This is a genomic window from Streptomyces sp. 549, assembly GCF_030124175.1.
In the GTDB taxonomy this organism is placed as follows: domain Bacteria; phylum Actinomycetota; class Actinomycetes; order Streptomycetales; family Streptomycetaceae; genus Streptomyces.
Map to the genome: position 1 here is coordinate 69,432 of NZ_JASKMT010000004.1, position 16,958 is coordinate 86,389.

Here is a 16,958-nt window from a genome sequence, read left to right on the forward strand (position 1 = left end):
AACGCTGGAGGCATGGACACCGGGGAACAAGTGATCACGGCAAGCGGGCTGCGGCGGCGCTACGGCCCGAAGGGTGCGTCCGGCTTCGACGCGGTACGCGGACTGGACCTGGACGTGCGGCGGGGCGAGGTGTTCGCGCTGCTGGGCACCAACGGCGCGGGCAAGACCTCCACCGTGGAACTGCTGGAGGGGCTGGCCGCTCCGACCGCCGGAACCGTGCGGGTACTGGGCCACGACCCCTACCGCGAGCGGACCGCGGTACGGCCGCGCGTCGGCATGATGCTCCAGGAGGGCGGACTGCCCTCCGACCTGACGGCACGGGAGACCGCCCGCATGTGGGCGGGCGTCACCTCCGGCGCGCAGCCGGTGGCGGCGACGCTGGAACGCGTCGGCCTGGCCGGGCGGGCGGACGTCCGCGTCAAGCAGCTCTCCGGCGGTGAACGGCGCCGCCTGGACCTGGCGTTGGCGCTGCTGGGGCAGCCGGAGGTGCTGTTCCTCGACGAGCCGACCACCGGCATGGACCCCGAGGGCCGGCAGGCGACCCGCCGACTGGTGCGCGAACTCCAGGCCGAGGGCACCACGGTGCTGCTCACCACGCACTACCTGGAGGAGGCCGAGCAGCTCGCCGACCGGCTGGCGATCATGCACCAGGGCCGGGTGGTGGTCTCCGGCACACCCGCCGAGGTCACCGCGACCCGGCCGTCCGTCATCCGCTTCACGCTCCCCGAGGGCGTGGAACCGGCCAGGCTGCCGCTGTCCGTACCGGCCGCCGCGCACGGCCGCCGCATCGAGGTCCGCACCGAGCAGCTCCAGGAAGCGCTGACCGAGCTGCTGCTGTGGGCGAGGCAGCAGCAGGTCGAACTGATCGGCCTGGACGCCCGGTCGGCGTCGTTGGAGGACGCGTTCCTCGACATCGCCCGGCAGGAGGAGGACCCCGGCCCGCCGGACGGCGCCGACCCGCAGCTCGGACCCGACCCGCAGCTCGGACCCGACGCCCGCCACGCCCCGCCGGAGCCGGCGCCCGGCAACCCGCGCCCGGCCACCGCCCGACAGGAGGCTTCCCGATGAGCACCACCACCGTTCCCCCGGCCCGCGCGGACGGCGACCGGGCGCCGGGCGCCGCCCGCACCCGGACCGCCGGACGGCTGCTGTCCCTGAGCCGGGCCGAGTTGACGTTGCTGGCCCGCAACCGCACCGCGGTGTTCACCGCGCTGCTGATGCCACTGGGTATGGTCCTGCTGCTGCGGGTGTCCCTCGGCGGCGGCGAGCTGGAAGGCAGCGCGCTCACCGGCAGCTCGGCCGTGGTGACCGGCGGCATCGGCGTGGTCCTGGTGCTGGTCGTCTACATCAACCTGGTCGCCGCGTTCGTGACCCGCCGCGAGGAGCTGGTGCTCAAGCGGCTGCGCACCGGCGAGGCCGCCGACGTGGAGATCCTGACCGGGACGGCCGTGCCCAGCGCCTTGCTGGCCTTCGTCCAGGTCGCCGTACTCGTGGTGGCCGGCACCCTCGTCTTCGGCCTGGCGGTGCCGCGGCGGCCCGACCTGCTGCTGGCCGGTCTGGTCCTGGCGGTCGTCACCCTCACCGCGCTGGCGGCGGCGACCGCCGCCTTCACCAGGACGGCGGAGAGCGCGCAGATCACCGCGCTGCCGCTGATGGCGGTGTCGTTCTTCGGCTCTGGCATGTTCGTGCCGCTGGACCTGCTGCCCGACCAGGTCGCCTCCGTCTGCGGGTACCTGCCGATGACACCGGTGATGGACCTCGTGCGGTACGGCTGGCTGGGCGCCGAGTCGGGCGTGGAACCGCTGCGGGCGCTGGGGCTCGCGGTGGCCTGGACCGCGCTGTCGGTGTTTGCTGTACGCCGGTGGTTCCGCTGGGAGCCGCGGCGCTGACCGCCCCGCGACCGGAGCGGCACCCACCCGCGGCGGGCGGCGGACGCGGCCGGCGCGGAAGACGAGCGGGAAGCGGGGGGAGAGCGGTGGTGCAGGCCGACGGCACGGTGCAGTCCGACGGCACGGCGGCGTCCGGGCGTACGACGGCGACCGGGGGCACGGTGGCGCCCAAGGGCAGGAGATGGACCGCCTGGTGGGACCGCAGGAGCGACCCGGCCCGGATCGAGCTGTACACCCGCTGGTCGTTCTACTTCTTCGTCCTGATGGGGGCGGCCGCCACCGCGCTGCTCGCCCTGGCCCAGACCGGCCATCCGGTCTGGGCCAGGGCGCTGCTGCCGGCCGTGGTCCTGGGCAACGGCGTGCTCACGATGTGCGCCGTGGGACGGGCCATGGAGTGGACGCTGGACCGCCGGGAGCGGCCGTCCCGGCTGCTGGCGGCTACCGGCACGCTGTCGGCCGCCGTGGCGGTGCTGGGCATGGCGCTGTGGCGGTCGGGCGCACTGACCGATCCGGAGACGCTGGCCTACGTGGTCATCGCCCCGCCGTCGCTGGCGCTGATCCCGCTGGCCGCGAACCTGCGCACCGCCCGCCACCTGGCCGCCCTGGTGGCGGGCACCACTGCGGGCGCACTGCTGGTGGCCCTCGCGCTGGGGCTGCCGACGGCGCTCGGCCTCGGGCTGGCCTTCGGTCTGCTGACGGGGGGCCTGTTCATGGCGTTCACCACCCGTTTCTCGATGTGGCTGCTGGCGGTGGTGTGGGAGCTGGACGCGGCCCGGGACACCCAGGCGCGGCTGGCCGTCGCCGAGGAGCGGCTGCGCTTCGGCCGGGACCTGCACGACGTGATGGGCCGCAACCTGTCGGTGATCGCACTGAAGAGCGAGCTGGCGGCCGAACTGTCGCGGCGCGGCTCGTCCGCGGGTACCGACCAGATGGTCGAGGTGCAGCGCATCGCCAGGGAGTCGCAGCGTGAGCTGCGCGAGGTGGTGCGCGGCTACCGGGAGGCCGGCCTCGACACCGAACTGGCCGGCGCGCGCGGCGTGCTGGAGTCGGCCGGCATCCGGTGCCGGATCGACGCCGGCGACGACCGGCTGCCGGGGGCGGTGCAGTCGGCGCTGGGCTGGGTGGTGCGGGAGGGCACGACCAACGTGCTGCGGCACTCCGACGCCCGGCTGTGCACGGTGGCACTGCGGGTCGGCCGGGAGGCGGTACTGACGATGGCCAACGACGGGGTACCGGAAGGACGCACCGCAGGACGTACCGCAGAGCCGGTCGGCGGGGCGTCGGCGGGCGACGCGTCGACGGGCGGGCACGGCCTGGCCGGGCTGCGCGAGCGGCTGGCACCGCTCGGCGGCACCCTGGAGGCCGGTGTGCGCGACGGTGGGCGGTTCGTCCTCACCGCGCGCCTTCCGCTGACGGAGGAGAGCTGAGATGGGCGAGGGCGGGGCGCACCCCATCCGGGTGCTGCTGGCGGACGACGAGCACCTGATCCGGGGGGCGATGGCGGCGCTGCTGGCGCTGGAGACCGACCTGCTGGTGGTCGCGGAGGCCGCGACCGGCCCGGAGGCGCTGGCCAGGGCCCGGGCCCACCGCCCTGACGTGGCGGTGCTGGACCTGCAGATGCCGGGTTCCGACGGGGTCGCGGTGACGTCGGCACTGCGGACCGAACTCCCCGAGTGCCGGACCATGATCGTCACCGGTCACGGCCGGCCGGGGCACCTCAAGCGGGCACTGGCCGCGGGTGCCCGGGGCTTCCTGCCCAAGACGGTCTCCGCACGCCGGCTCGCGGAGATCATCCGCAGCGTGCACGCCGGGGACCGCTACGTGGACCCGGAGCTGGCGGCGGACGCCATCAGCTCCGGCGAGTCACCGCTGACCGCCCGGGAGGCGGAGCTGCTGGAACTGGCCGCGGACGGCGCCCCGATCGCGGAGATCGCCCGGCGGGCGTCGCTCGCGCCGGGCACGGTCCGCAACTACCTGTCGGCCGCCGCCGCGAAGCTGCACGCGGAGAACCGGCACACCGCGGTGCGCCGGGCCCGCGAGCACGGCTGGCTCTGACGGGCATCCCGGGGCGAGCCGCGGGTATGCGTCCCAGTCGTGTCCCGGTGACCGGCCGCGGACACAGCTACGCGTATCGGACGGATGGGCGCACAATGGCGTGGGCCCTCCCCGGGCCGCGGACCCCGCGTCCCTCTCTCCCGACAGGTGGCACCGGTGACAACACTCGACGACAAGGCGGCAGCGGACGGCGTCACGACAGGACCGCCCGCTGACGCCGACGCACGCAAGCGGCGGCTGCGGAGACGGCTGGAACGGCTCATCGGTATCGCCGCCACCGAGGGCAACAGCCTCACGGTGCTGCGCAACGGCGACCAGATCTTCCCCGCGATGCTGGAGAGCGTCCGGGCCGCCGAGCACACCGTGGACATGATGACGTTCGTCTACTGGCGCGGCGAGATAGCCAGGGAGTTCGCCGAGGCGCTCGCCGAGCGCGCCCGTGCCGGGGTGCGGGTGCGGCTGCTGCTGGACGGCTTCGGCAGCCGGCTCATCGAACGGGACCTGCTGGACCTGATGGAGGAGGCGGGGGCGCAGGTCAGCTGGTTCCGCAAGCCGCTGCGGCTGTCCCTGTTCAAGCAGAACCACCGCTGCCACCGCAAGGTGCTGGTGGTCGACGAGGAGGTCGCCTACACCGGCGGCGTCGGCATCGCCGAGGAGTGGTGCGGGGACGCACGCAACGCCGACGAGTGGCGGGACACCCACGTGCGGGTCCGCGGGCCGGCGGTGGACGGCATCGGCGCGGCCTTCGCCCAGAACTGGGCGGAGACGCAGGAGGCGCTGTTCGACGAGCGGGACCGATTCCAGGGCGCCTCGTCGCAGGGCGACTCGGTGGTGCAGGTGGTGCGGGGCTCGGCCAGCTTCGGCTGGCAGGACATGCAGACGCTGATCCGGGTGGTGGTGGAGTCGGCCGAGGAGCGGCTGCGGCTGGCCACCGCGTACTTCGCACCCGACGAGTACTTCATCGACCTGCTGTGCGCGGCGGCGGGACGCGGTGTGCAGGTGGAGATACTGCTGCCGGGCCCGCACACCGACAAGCGCGTCTGCCAGCTCGCCGGTCAGCGGTTCTACGAACGACTGACCGCGTGCGGCGTGAAGATCTGGCACTACCAGCCGACGATGATGCACGCGAAGATCATCACGGTGGACGGAGTGGCCTCGCTGCTCGGCTCCACCAACCTCAACCGGCGCTCGCTCGACCACGACGAGGAGGTCATGCTGGTGACGCTCGACGAGCATCTGACCGCCACCCTGGACCAGCACTTCGACGAGGACCTCAGCCGCAGCGAGCTGATCTGTCCGGGCCGCTGGCGCCGCAGGTCGGTGGCCCAGCGCCTGCGCGAGCACTCCGTCCTGCCGATCCGCCGCTTCCTGTGACTCCCGGCGCCGGGAGGTCCACGGAGAAAGCAGGCACGCGGCACCGCCCGGGGCGGATATAGTGGACTCCGCACGCGGACGTAGCTCAGCTGGTAGAGCGCAACCTTGCCAAGGTTGAGGTCGCGAGTTCGAACCTCGTCGTCCGCTCCACGACGAACGGCTCCGGTCCAGTGGACCGGGGCCGTTCGCTGTTCCGTGCGACTGCCGTGCGGCCCGTGCGGCCCTTAGGCTGGTCCACCACCGGTTGGTCTCGTCCTTGGAGCACCCTTTGGCCTGTGATCTGTGGCTGGTCCCCCTAGTCGACGTGCTGTGCCACAGCCCCGACAACCCCTTCGCGCAGGAGATCGCCACCTACGACAAGGCCCTGGAGGCGGCCGGACTGCCGCCGGTGCCCGTCTACGGGTACATGCCCGGCCTGTCCGGGGACGTCGCCCCGGTGGCGGGCTTCGACTACGACGCCCTGCACCTGCTGCGTCGCGCCTACCTGCTGCAACTCAGCGGGCTGGAGGTGACGCCGGTCGACGCGCTCGGCAGCGACTACGAGCAGCTGCTGGAGATGTTCGAGCCGACGGCCCAGCAGTCGCACCTGGTGTGGCACTACGACCACGCGGGCGCCTACGTGCCGGTGGACTTCGCCGCGCCGCTGTCCGACGAGGAACTGCTGGCGGGCGGTGGGCCGCTCGGCTCCAGCCACGGCCTGCTGCGCGAACTGGAGGCGGTGGCAGCGGTCCTGGGCATCGACCCGGCCAACCCGCCGCCCGCCCCGCCCGCGCCCTCCCGCCCGACCGAGCTGGAGGAACCGGCGATGCCCGCCGGCGAGGGCGGCCCGTTCGCCCGCGAGCGGCACGTCTGGCTGGGCCTGCACGCGGCGGCGACCCGCAGCCTCGCCCAGGGCTCGATGATCGTCTTCTCCTGATCCGGACGACGGCCCGAACGGCCCGCGGTCCGCACCGAATCAGGTGCGGGCCGCGGGCCGTCGCGTCGGTGGCTCAGCGCGGGTTCTCCGGCTCAGCGCGGGTTCCCCGGCTCAGCGCGGGTTCCCCGGCTCAGCGCGGGTTCTCCGGCGGGCGCTGACGCGGCATGTTGGGCCGGGCGCCGGGCGGCATGGGGAACCTGGCGACGGACCCGCCGCTGTCCCGGTCCGGGCGCGGGACGAACGCGGTGGGCGACGCCGACCGGGTGGGCAGCGGCACCGGGCCGTTGCGGAACTCCACCATCCAGTCGGCGGTCTCACTGCGCACCAGGTCGGTGATGTCCTCGTTGAAGCGGCGCAGCACGGCGAGGCAGCGTTCCGCCGCCTCGCTCGCGGTGCCCTCCGTCGGGCCCAGCACCTCGCGCACCGACTCCGACGCCCACTCGTACTGCAGGATCTCAAGCCGCCGCTGCACGTTCTGGGCCGACGAGACCGCACGCATCCAGCCCGACGTGAGGCCGAACCAGCGGTCGGCAGCCGCGCACAGCACGGCGCCGAGCAGCGCCAGGTACCCCCACGACGCGATGTCCGCGACCGCACCGACCAGTTCCAGCACCGGCAGCACCGCGCCCGCGGCCACTCCCAGCGCCACCCCCAGGCGTGCCGCGCGGGCGGCCCTGCGCTTCACCCTCCGGTCCGCGAGGTACCAGTCGATGACCTGGAGCGCGCCCTGCTCGACCCACTGGTACAGCTCGTCGAGCCGTTCGGCCGGCTCCCCCCAGTCGCCGAGCGGAAAGGCACGTCCCAGCAGGTCCCCCTGCCCGTCCCACCTGGCGCCCTCGGGCCGCATTTCCGGCTGACTCACCCGCCACTCCCAACAACTGGCCGAACACTCGGACCGCGTGAAGCCCCCATTCCTACCCTCAAAAGCGGCGCCAGGATGACGGGTTGGCGGCCAAACCGCTCGGAAGTGGCTGCCCGGCAGGAACAACGCCGTCGCGCACTCACTCGAAAGAGTGGGCGCCCGGGCGCCCGTACCCGCGGGCCGCCGTCCCGTCGACCCCGTACGCGGCCCCTACCGCCCGGTACCGGCACACCGGCTCCCGCCCGGAGACCCCGTGGCGGCGCCCGCGGCCCGGCGCACACTAGGCTGCCCCCCGTGAAGGTCCTCGTCATCGGCGGCGGCGCCCGCGAACACGCCCTGTGCCGCTCTCTGTCCCTCGACCCCGACGTGCGGGAGCTGCACTGCGCGCCGGGCAACGCCGGCATCGCCGAGGTCGCGGCGACGCACCCCGTCGACGCCCTCGACGGCGACGCGGTCGCCGCACTGGCCGAGCAGCTCGGCCTGACCGGCTCCGACCTGGTGGTGGTCGGTCCTGAGGCGCCGCTGGTCGCCGGGGTTGCCGACGCCGTCCGCGAGGCGGGTGTGCCGGTCTTCGGCCCGTCCGCCGAGGCGGCCCGGCTGGAGGGCTCGAAGGCCTTCGCCAAGGACGTGATGGCGACGGCCGGTGTGCCCACCGGCCGGAGCTACGTGTGCACCACCACCGAGGAGGTCGACGAGGCGCTGGACGCGTTCGGCGCCCCCTACGTGGTGAAGGACGACGGCCTCGCCGCCGGCAAGGGCGTGGTGGTGACCGACGACCTGGCCGCGGCCCGCGCCCACGCCCTCGCCTGCGAGCGCGTGGTGATCGAGGAGTTCCTGGACGGCCCTGAGGTGTCGCTGTTCGCCGTCACCGACGGCCGCACGGTCGTGCCGCTCCAGCCCGCGCAGGACTTCAAGCGCGCCCTGGACGGCGACGAGGGCCCCAACACCGGCGGCATGGGCGCCTACACCCCGCTGCCGTGGGCGGACCCCAAGCTGGTGGACGAGGTGCTCACCACCGTGCTGCAGCCGACCGTGGACGAGCTGCGCCGACGCGGTACCCCGTTCTCCGGGCTGCTCTACGCCGGTCTGGCGATCACCTCGCGCGGGGTGCGGGTCATCGAGTTCAACGCCCGTTTCGGCGACCCGGAGACGCAGGCGGTGCTGGCCCGCCTGAAGACGCCGCTGGCCGGGCTGCTGGCCGCCGCCGCGACCGGTCAGCTCGCCGCCTTCCCGCCGCTGCGGTGGAGCGAGGGCGCCGCCGTCACCGTCGTCGTCGCCTCGCACGGCTACCCGGCCGCGCCGCGCACCGGCGACCCGATCGGCGGCCTCGCCGAGGTCGCCGAGCTGGACGCGCCGAAGGCGTACGTGCTGCACGCCGGCACCCGGCTCGACGAGGACGGCCGGGTGGTCAGCGCCGGCGGACGGGTGCTCTCCGTCACCGCGACCGGCTCCGACCTCGCCACCGCCCGCGAGCGCGCCTACCGGGCCGTCGCCCGCATCTCCCTGGACGGCTCCCACCACCGCACCGACATCGCCGAGCGCGCCGCCGCCGACGCCGCAGCGGGCACCGGCGGGCAGAGCTGACGGAGCTGCCAGACCCGCCAGCTGACAGGCCTGACGGGCTGACGGGCTGACGGGCTGACGGCCGGGGACGATCACCCCGGCCGTGCGGAGGGTCCGGTACCGGGGTTGCCACCCCGGTACCGGACCCTCCCGTCGTCGGCCGAGCCCGCCCCGAGCCCGCCCGAGCCGCGAACTGGCCCAGCTCACCGGCCGGTTCGGCGAATACCGGCTATCCGGTTATAGGCGGACACCCCCGGCAGCCACCGTTCCGCAAGACCTCTGCCCAAAGCCATTCCATCGGGTGACCGCACCCCGGGTACGGCTGACCGCCCGTGCGGGGGCCAACTAGGGTGCCGCGCAGCAGGCCCGGACGCCGTGGGTCAACTGGCCCACCGCACGTTGCGATGTCCGCGGCCGGTGCGACAGTGGGAAAGGCCCAGGGCACTTCGACACGGCAGGGGGTGAGTGGACGATGGCGGTCCTCACGGACGGAAACCGATCGGCGCGGGACCACGCTCTGGCCGTGCTGCGCGTCCGCAGCACGGCGTTCGCCCTCGCGCTGCTGCCCGCCGCGGTGGCCGTGGTGCTGCTCACCGCCCGCCTCACCGGCCGGATCGGCCCCGGCTGGGACGCCGCCGGGTGGGTGCTCGGCGCCGTCGCGCTGGTGTGCCTCGCCGCCGCCGCAGTCCTCACCGTGCGGATCGCGAGCGCCCGGCCCGCCGCCGCGCCCACCGTAGACCTGGCGCAGAGCGCGGCGCCGGACCTCTACCGGCTGGTCCGCGACCTCGCCGACCGGCTGGACGTACCCGCGCCCGACGCCGTGGCCCTCACCCCCGACTGCGACAGCTGGCTGGAGGACCGCGGCGGGCGGGCCCCGGTGCTGGTCATCGGGTCCCCGTTCCTGTGGTGGATGCGGGTGGCCGAGCTGCGGGCCGTGCTCGCCCCGGTGGTCGCCGGCACGGGCCCGTCCGCCCACCCCGACATCGCCGCCGCCCGCCGCTTCCTCCGCGCCCTGGACGCCGCCGTGGGCGACCGCCGGGCGCCCCGGACGGCCCGGCTGCTGCTGCGCGCGGCCGGCCCGCACGCGGCCGAGATGGAGCGGCTGGTGGCCGCCGCCGCGTCGGCCCGCGCGATGGGCGTGGACCACGGGCTGCGCATCGTCGCGCAGGAGCAGGTCGGCCTGGCGTACGCGGGCTGGGACCGGCTGCTGACGCGGGTGGCGCTGCCCGCCTGGCGGGCGGGGCGCTGGCCGGCCCGGCTCGACGCGGGTGTGGTCTCCGCGCTCACCGAGCTGTCCCGGCGGGACCGGCTCGCCGAGGGCTTCGCCTCCCGTCTCGGCGAGCGTCCGGCCTGCGACCTGCTGGAGGAGCCCGGCAAGGTCGACGCCGACGTGTCGCTGCTGGCCGCGAGGCTGTTCTACGGCGGCCCGTCCGCCGAGGGCGCCGACTGGTCGCCGGTCAGCTGGCAGGAGTACCCGGAGGAGGTCGTGGACCGGGTCTGGCGGATCGAGGCGGCCCGGCTGTTCAGCGCGCTGGACGCCACCGAGAGCCCCGGCATGTCACAGGACCGGGCCGACGGCGGCACCCCGGCGCAGGGTCTGGGCCGGCCGACGCTGGCCCGCGTGCTGGAACGACTCTGCGACGAGGAGGGCCGGGGCGCGCTGGCCGCCCGGCTGAGCGCCGACGCCGCCCGGGACGAGCAGCGGGCGGCCGGACCGCCGGAGCCCGTCGCGTCGCTGCCGGACGTGCCGGGTGTCGTCGCGCCCATGGGCTTCCCCCCGCAGGAGCCGCGCAGCACGCGCGAGCTGCTGGCCGACCACATCACCGCTGCGGTGTGCTGCGCGGCGGTGGAGAGCGGCAGCGGTGCCCCGGGCCTGGACTGGCTGGACGGACCGGTGCTGCTGCTCGGCGGGGAGCGCCGCTCCGACCTCGGCGGCACCGTGCTGGCCCTGGCCGAGGACGGCGACCCGGGCCCGCTGCACGAGTGGCTGGCGCTGGCCGGGGTCCGGGCGGACAAGCCCGTCCGCCTCGTCTGACGACCCCCGGGGGGCCGCACGCCGTCCCGCGCGCTGCCGTGTGCCGGTTCGCGCGCTCCCCCGCCTCCGCCGGTGCCCGGCCCGGCGACCGCTCCCCGACCTGCACGGGAACGCGCGGCCCGGTGGGCGGCTCCGGCGGCCCCTCGCGCACCGGGATGCCCGCTCTCGAACAATTCGCGACGAACGGTAACGGTTCCGCTGCGGCATGTGATGTGCTGGACGCAGCATCCGGGGGAACGCGGGGTCGACGGGAGGGGCACACCAGGTGGGGACGGAGCAGATCCGGCGCTGGGAGTCGGGGGCGCTGGCGCACGCCGTGACGGACCCGTTCGGCCAGGGTCCGCTGCCCTGGTTGCGCGACAGCGAGCACTACTTCGACAACGGCCAGGTGGTCCCCTGGTACGTCGACCCCGCCGACCTGGCCGACGGCGGGCCCCTGACCGGCGACGGGCGCGTCCCGGCGAGCCGGCGCTCCGGCGGGCGGTCGCTGCGGACGGCCGACGACGTGCGCTGCCAGATCAAGGGGTTCACGTCCACCGGCGCGGTGGCGCCCGGCGAGTCGATCGACTTCCGCGTCACGGTGAACCCGCCGCAGCCGTTCAGCGTGGACGTGTACCGCATCGGCCACTACGCGGGTGAGGGCGCCACCAAGATCACCACGAGTCCCCGGCTGTCCGGCATCGTGCAGCCCGAGCCGCTGGCCGCCGACCGGACGGTGTCCTGCCATCACTGGTGGCTGTCGTGGCGGCTCCAGGTGCCGGAGTACTGGAGCACCGGCGCGCACGTCGCCGTGCTCACCACGGCCGACGGCCACCGCTCGCACATCCCCTTCACCGTGCGGGACATGCGCAACGCGGACCTGCTGCTGGTCATCCCCGACATCACCTGGCAGGCGTACAACCTGTTCCCCGAGGACGGCCGGAGCGGCGCCAGCCTCTACCACGCGTGGGACGAGCAGGGCCGGCTGCTCGGCGAGGAGGACGCCGCCGTGACGGTGTCCTTCGACCGCCCGTACGCCGGCGCGGGCCTGCCGCTGCACGTGGGGCACGCCTACGACTTCATCCGCTGGGCGGAGCGCTACGGCTACGACCTGGCATACGCCGACACCCGGGACCTGCACGCCGGACGCATCGACCCCAGCCGCTACCGGGGGCTGGTGTTCGCCGGGCACGACGAGTACTGGTCGGTGCCGATGCGCAAGGCGGCGGAGCGGGCCAGGGACGGCGGCACCGCGCTGGTCTTCCTGTCGGCCAACACCATGTACTGGCAGGTGGAGCTGAGTACGCTGCCCTCGGGTGAGCCGGACCGGCTGCTGACCTGCCGCAAGCGGCGCGGCCCCGGCCGTACCGCGCTGTGGCGCGACCAGGGGCGGCCTGAGCAGCAGCTGCTGGGCATCCAGTACGCCGGCCAGGTGCCGTCGCCGCACCCGCTGGTGGTGCGCAACGCCGACCACTGGCTGTGGGACGCGACCGGGGCCGCCGAGGGCGACGAGCTGCCCGGTCTGGTCGCCGGGGAGGCGGACCGCTACTTCCCCCGCACGTCGCTGCCGCCGCACACGCGGCGCATCCTGCTGGCGCACTCCCCGTACCGCGACCGGGCCGGTGTTCAGCGGCACCAGGAGACGTCGCTGTACCGGGCGCCGAGCGGGGCGCTGGTGTTCTGCTCGGGGACTTTTGCCTGGTCACCGGCGCTGGACCGGCCCGGACACGTGGACTCGCGGGTGCAGCGGGCGACGGCGAACCTGCTGGACCGCATCTGCAAGCTCGACTGACGGTGGCGATGTTCCCCGGCTGACCCCGGCCGGGCCGTATCCCGGCCGGTACGGGAGAATCGGGGGACCGTCCCAGACCCGATGGAGGACCTGTGTCCGGATTTGCCGAGAAGCCCGAGCCGGTGCAGGTGCCCGGTCTGGTGCACCTGCACACCGGCAAGGTGCGCGACCTCTACCGGAACGGTGACGGCGATCTGGTGATGGTGGCCAGCGACCGCATCTCGGCCTACGACTGGGTGCTGCCGACCGAGATCCCCGACAAGGGCCGGGTGCTGACGCAGCTGTCGCTGTGGTGGTTCGACCAGCTCACCGACCTGGTGCCGCACCATGTGCTGTCCACCGACGTGCCGCCGGGCGCGCCCGCGGACTGGGCGGGCCGGGTCACCGTCTGTCGATCGCTGGACATGCTGCCGGTGGAGTGCGTGGCCCGCGGATACCTGACCGGGTCCGGCCTGGTGGAGTACCGGGAGACGCGCACGGTGTGCGGGCTGGCGCTGCCTGCGGGCCTGGAGGACGGGTCGGAGCTGCCCGCCCCGATCTTCACTCCGGCGACCAAGGCCGAGGTCGGCGAGCACGACGAGAACGTGTCGTACGAGGAGGTCGCCCGCCGGGTCGGCGCCGAGACGGCCACGCAGCTGCGGCAGACCACGCTCGCGGTGTACTCCCGGGCCAGGGAAGTCGCACTGCGGCGCGGCATCGTGCTGGCGGACACCAAGTTCGAGTTCGGGCTGCCGGCCGGTGAGACCGACCCGGAGTCGCTGGTGCTGGCCGACGAGGTCCTCACTCCCGACTCGTCGCGGTTCTGGCCGGCCGACGTGTGGCAGCCGGGTCGGGCCCAGCCGAGCTACGACAAGCAGTTCGTGCGGGACTGGCTGACCGGTCCGGAGTCCGGCTGGGACCGCGGAGCCGGTACTCCCCCGCCGCCGCTGCCGCAGAAGATCGTGGAGCAGACCCGCGAGAAGTACGTCGAGGCGTACGAGCTGCTGACCGGCACCCCCTGGGGCTGACGGGCACTCCTCGCCTCCGGTGGCCGGCCCCGCCCCGAGGCCGTGCCACGGGGGCTCAGGAACCGCCGGCGGCCAGCTTGTGTATCAGCGTCAGCGAGTGCAGGTTGTGGTCGGCGATCACCCGTTCGGCGGCACGGATGTCCTGCCGCTCTATGGCCTCGGCCAGTTCGAGGTGCCCGGCCCACAGCAGCCCCCGCAGGTCGCCCTGGGCCCGCAGGTGCGGCACGGCGAAGACCCAGCAGTGCACCCGGACCCGCTCCAGGAAGTCGGAGATGTAGGGGTTGCCGACGAGTTCGCCGGTCTCCCGCCAGAAGCGCAGGTCGTAGGCGATGAGCACGTCCAGCTCACCGGCGAGTGCCGCCCGGTGGGACGACTCGGCGCGGCGGCGGATCGACGCGACCCGGTCGGTGTACGAGCCGGGTGGGTGGCGGGCCGCGGAGGTGCGGAACACACCCTCGATGATGAGCGTGCGGGCCTCGACCATGGCCGTGAAGTCGGACAGCGTGAACCGGTGGACGCGGAATCCGCGGTGCTGGTCGGAGTCGAGCAGTCCTTGGGCGGAGAGGTCCACCAGGGCCTCGCGCACCGGGGTGGCGGAGACGCCGTACTGCTCGGCGATCTCCTTGACCGTGAACTGGCGGCCCGCCGGCAGCCGCCCGGCCAGCACCTCGTCCCGCAGCGCGTCCGCGATCTGTTGGCGCAGGGTGCTGCGGGTGATGGCGGGGGCCATGGGAGCGTTCTCCTTCGTGGGGGGGCTCCGGCCACCCTAGGCCAGGTTCGCGGCGGCCCACCCGTCGAAGCGCGGGCCTGCGCGTTCCGCCCCCGGCCGGGAGGCCCGGCCCGGAGGTCCGCGGCGGGGGCGGCGGTCAGTGTGCGGTGTGCGCGTCGGCGACGCTCAGCGCCTCGTCGAGCACGGCCAGGCCCTCCTTCGCCTCCGCCTCGCTGATCGTGCACGGCGGCACGACGTGGGCGCGGTTCATGTTCACGAACGGCCACAGCCCGCGCTGTCGGCAGGCGGCGGTGAAGTCGGCCATCGGCCGGTTGTCGGCGCCGGAGGCGTTGTAGGGCACCAGCGGCTCGCGGGTCTCGCGGTCGCGGACGAGTTCCAGGGCCCAGAAGACGCCCAGGCCGCGGACCTCGCCGACCGAGGGGTGCCGCTCGGCCAGCTCGCGCAGGCCGGGGCCGAGCACACGCTCGCCGATCGCCGCGGCGTTCTCCACGATGCCCTCCTCGGCCATGGCGTTGATCGTCGCGACCGCCGAGGCGCAGGCCAGCGGGTGGCCTGAGTAGGTGAGCCCGCCGGGGTAGGGGCGCTGCCGGAAGTCGGCGGCGATGCGCTCGGAGATGGCGACGCCGCCGAGCGGGACGTAGCCGGAGTTGACGCCCTTGGCGAAGGTCAGCAGGTCAGGGACGACGTCGTGGTGGTCGAGCGCGAACCAGGCGCCGGTGCGGCCGAAGCCGGCCATCACCTCGTCGAGGATGAGCACGATGCCGTGCCGGTCGCAGATCTCCCGCACGCCCCGCAGGTAGCCGGGCGGCGGCACGAGGATGCCGGCGCCGCCGACGACGGTCTCCAGGATGACGGCCGCGATCGTCTGCGGCCCCTCGAAGAGCACGGTCTGCTCCAGGTGCGCGAGCGCGCGCTCGCACTCCTGCGCGTCGTTCTCGGCGTGGAAGTGCGAGCGGTAGGTGTACGGGCCCCAGAAGTGCACGACGCCGGCCGTGCCGGTGTCGGACGGCCAGCGGCGCGGGTCGCCGGTCAGGTTGATCGCGGCGGCGGTCGCACCGTGGTACGAGCGGTAGGCGCTGAGCAGCTTGGGGCGGCCGGTGTGCAGCCGGGCGAGGCGGACGGCGTTCTCCACGGCCTCGGCACCGCCGTTGGTGAAGAAGATCTTGTCCAGGTCGCCGGGGGTGCGTTCGGCGATGAGGCGGGCCGCCTCCGAGCGCACGTCCACCGCGAAGCCGGGCGCGACGGTGCACATCCTGCCCGCCTGCTCCTGGATCGCGGCGACCACCTTGGGGTGCTGGTGGCCGATGTTGGCGTTGACCAGCTGCGAGGAGAAGTCGAGGTAGCGGTTGCCGTCGTAGTCCCAGAAGTACGAGCCGGCGGCCCGCTCGACGGGCAGCGGGTCGATGGCGTCCTGCGCGGACCAGGAGTGGAAGACGTGGGCGCGGTCGGCGGCCTTCACGGCCTCCTTGGCGGGACGCGCGGTGCCGGGGGCGTCGGTGCTCATCGGTTTCCTCATCACTCGCTCTCGCCCGCGTCGAACCGGGCCGCTCACGGACCTCAGCGTAGTCCTCACCCTCTCACCCATTGACAGCATGCTGCCTTATTGACAGAATGCTGTCATTGACATGGGAGGAACCATGAACGACAGCCGCCTGGTGCACGTCGCCCTCTACGACACCCTCGCCGACTGGGAGATCGCCCTGGTCACGCCCTACCTGCGCAAGAACGGCCACCGGGTGGTGACGGTCGCCGAGCACGGCGCACCGGTCACCACCATGGGCGGGCTGCGCGTGCTGCCCGACCTCACGCTGGCCGAACTGCGGCCCGAGGACAGCGCGCTGCTGATCGTGGCCGGCGCCGAGCAGTGGCCGACCCGCATCGCCCCCTTCGCGTCCGCCGCCCGCCGGTTCCTCGACGCGGGCGTGCCGGTGGCGGCGATCTGCGGCGGGACCGCCGCGCTCGCCGCCGAGGGGCTGCTCGACGACCGCGCCCACACCGGTGCGGTACCGGAGGCCCTGGCCGCCACCGGATACGCGGGCGGCGCGCACTACCGCGAGGCCGACGCGGTGACCGACCGGAACGTGGTCACCGCCGGGCCGACCGCGCCGATCGCCTTCGCCCGCGAGATCCTCGCCCACCTGCGGGTGCTCGACGAGAACGTGCTCGACGCCTGGTTCCGGCTGTACGCCCACTCCGACCCGGACGCGTTCGCCGAGGCGATGGCCGCCGAGGGCCCCGGGGAGGCGGCGTGAGCAACGAGCAGGACCTGCTCAGCCGGGCCGCGCTGACCGCCTTCCGGCTCAACGGCCAGTTCCTCGGGGTCGCCGAGGAACTGGCCCGGCCCGCCGCGCTCACCGCCGCCCGCTGGCAGGTACTGGGCGCGGTACTGCGCGAGCCGCTGCCGGTGGCGGCGATCGCCCGCGTCATGGGCATCACCCGGCAGAGCGTGCAGCGCGTCGCCGACCTGCTGGTGGCCGACGGGCTGGCCCGCTACGAGCCGAACCCGGCGCACCGGCGGGCGAAGCTGCTGGCCCCCACCGAGGCCGGGCTGGACGCGATCCGGCGCATCGACCCGGCGCACGCCGCGTTCGCCGCCCGCCTGGCGGCGGCGGCAGGCGGGCAGCAGCGGCTGGGCGAACTGGTCGCCGCCCTGGAGCAGTTGTCCGGCCTGCTGGACACGGTCGCCGACTGAACCGCCACCACCCCCGGACTCAGTTCCACTTCACTCCTCCCCGCTCGCACAGGGCATCCATGGT

The 16,958-nt window shown here is 74.3% G+C and carries 15 protein-coding genes and 1 tRNA gene; 13 read left to right on the forward strand and 3 right to left on the reverse strand.

Annotation, left to right across the window (positions count from 1 at the left end; genetic code table 11):
• Positions 1–12: 12 nt before the first annotated feature.
• From QNO07_RS06325 to QNO07_RS06355, 7 genes are all read left to right on the forward strand, one after another.
• Positions 13–1,068 (forward strand): ABC transporter ATP-binding protein, encoded by a 1,056-nt coding sequence (locus tag QNO07_RS06325; RefSeq protein ID WP_283990591.1) that lies wholly within the window; start codon positions 13–15, stop codon positions 1,066–1,068.
• On the forward strand, positions 1,065–1,889 hold the full coding sequence (locus QNO07_RS06330; protein ID WP_283990592.1) for an ABC transporter permease: 825 nt from the start codon (positions 1,065–1,067) through the stop codon (positions 1,887–1,889). Before QNO07_RS06325 ends, QNO07_RS06330 begins: the two co-directional genes overlap by 4 nt.
• Before the next feature lie 86 nt (positions 1,890–1,975).
• A complete protein-coding gene (locus QNO07_RS06335) occupies positions 1,976–3,316 on the forward strand; it encodes a sensor histidine kinase (protein ID WP_283990593.1) in 1,341 nt (446 codons plus the stop codon).
• A gap of 1 nt (position 3,317) precedes the next feature.
• Complete coding sequence (locus tag QNO07_RS06340; protein WP_283990594.1) at positions 3,318–3,944, forward strand: response regulator; 627 nt, start codon at positions 3,318–3,320, stop codon at positions 3,942–3,944.
• A gap of 156 nt (positions 3,945–4,100) precedes the next feature.
• Positions 4,101–5,318, forward strand: coding sequence for a phospholipase D-like domain-containing protein (locus QNO07_RS06345; protein ID WP_502961789.1), 1,218 nt, complete (start codon positions 4,101–4,103; stop codon positions 5,316–5,318).
• 74 nt (positions 5,319–5,392) lie between these two features.
• Positions 5,393–5,468: transfer RNA gene (locus QNO07_RS06350), tRNA-Gly, on the forward strand.
• A 118-nt stretch (positions 5,469–5,586) separates the two neighbouring features.
• The gene (locus QNO07_RS06355) at positions 5,587–6,234 is read left to right on the forward strand and encodes a putative DNA-mimic protein (protein ID WP_283990596.1); all 648 of its coding nucleotides are present in this window, start codon (positions 5,587–5,589) and stop codon (positions 6,232–6,234) included.
• Positions 6,235–6,364: 130 nt separating this feature from the next.
• On the opposite strand, the gene QNO07_RS06360 is transcribed toward QNO07_RS06355, so the two are convergent.
• Entirely contained in the window at positions 6,365–7,096 is a 732-nt protein-coding gene (locus tag QNO07_RS06360) for an SLATT domain-containing protein (RefSeq protein ID WP_283990597.1), read from the reverse strand.
• A gap of 294 nt (positions 7,097–7,390) precedes the next feature.
• On the opposite strand from QNO07_RS06360, the gene purD reads away from it, so the two are divergent.
• The 4 genes from purD to QNO07_RS06380 all read left to right on the forward strand — a co-directional run bounded on the left by purD (position 7,391) and on the right by QNO07_RS06380 (position 13,472).
• Positions 7,391–8,680: a phosphoribosylamine--glycine ligase gene (gene purD, locus QNO07_RS06365; protein ID WP_283990598.1), complete on the forward strand. Its 1,290-nt coding sequence runs from the start codon at positions 7,391–7,393 to the stop codon at positions 8,678–8,680.
• Positions 8,681–9,131: 451 nt separating this feature from the next.
• Entirely contained in the window at positions 9,132–10,694 is a 1,563-nt protein-coding gene (locus QNO07_RS06370) for a hypothetical protein (RefSeq protein WP_283990599.1), read from the forward strand.
• 265 nt (positions 10,695–10,959) lie between these two features.
• Complete coding sequence (locus QNO07_RS06375) at positions 10,960–12,465, forward strand: N,N-dimethylformamidase beta subunit family domain-containing protein (protein WP_283990600.1); 1,506 nt, start codon at positions 10,960–10,962, stop codon at positions 12,463–12,465.
• Between the two features lie 92 nt (positions 12,466–12,557).
• The gene (locus QNO07_RS06380) at positions 12,558–13,472 is read left to right on the forward strand and encodes a phosphoribosylaminoimidazolesuccinocarboxamide synthase (RefSeq protein ID WP_283990601.1); all 915 of its coding nucleotides are present in this window, start codon (positions 12,558–12,560) and stop codon (positions 13,470–13,472) included.
• A gap of 55 nt (positions 13,473–13,527) precedes the next feature.
• On the opposite strand, the gene QNO07_RS06385 is transcribed toward QNO07_RS06380, so the two are convergent.
• On the reverse strand, positions 13,528–14,202 hold the full coding sequence (locus tag QNO07_RS06385; RefSeq protein WP_283990603.1) for a GntR family transcriptional regulator: 675 nt from the start codon (positions 14,200–14,202) through the stop codon (positions 13,528–13,530).
• A 136-nt stretch (positions 14,203–14,338) separates the two neighbouring features.
• Positions 14,339–15,706 carry an aspartate aminotransferase family protein gene (locus QNO07_RS06390; RefSeq protein ID WP_283990604.1) on the reverse strand — a complete coding sequence of 456 codons (1,368 nt, stop codon included), beginning with the start codon at positions 15,704–15,706 and terminating at the stop codon, positions 14,339–14,341.
• Positions 15,707–15,839: 133 nt separating this feature from the next.
• Between QNO07_RS06390 and QNO07_RS06395 the strand changes: the two genes are divergently transcribed.
• Positions 15,840–16,454 carry a DJ-1/PfpI family protein gene (locus tag QNO07_RS06395; RefSeq protein ID WP_283990605.1) on the forward strand — a complete coding sequence of 205 codons (615 nt, stop codon included), beginning with the start codon at positions 15,840–15,842 and terminating at the stop codon, positions 16,452–16,454.
• Positions 16,451–16,894, forward strand: coding sequence for a MarR family winged helix-turn-helix transcriptional regulator (locus QNO07_RS06400; RefSeq protein WP_283990606.1), 444 nt, complete (start codon positions 16,451–16,453; stop codon positions 16,892–16,894). The genes QNO07_RS06395 and QNO07_RS06400 overlap by 4 nt, the downstream gene beginning before the upstream one ends.
• Positions 16,895–16,958: the final 64 nt, after the last annotated feature.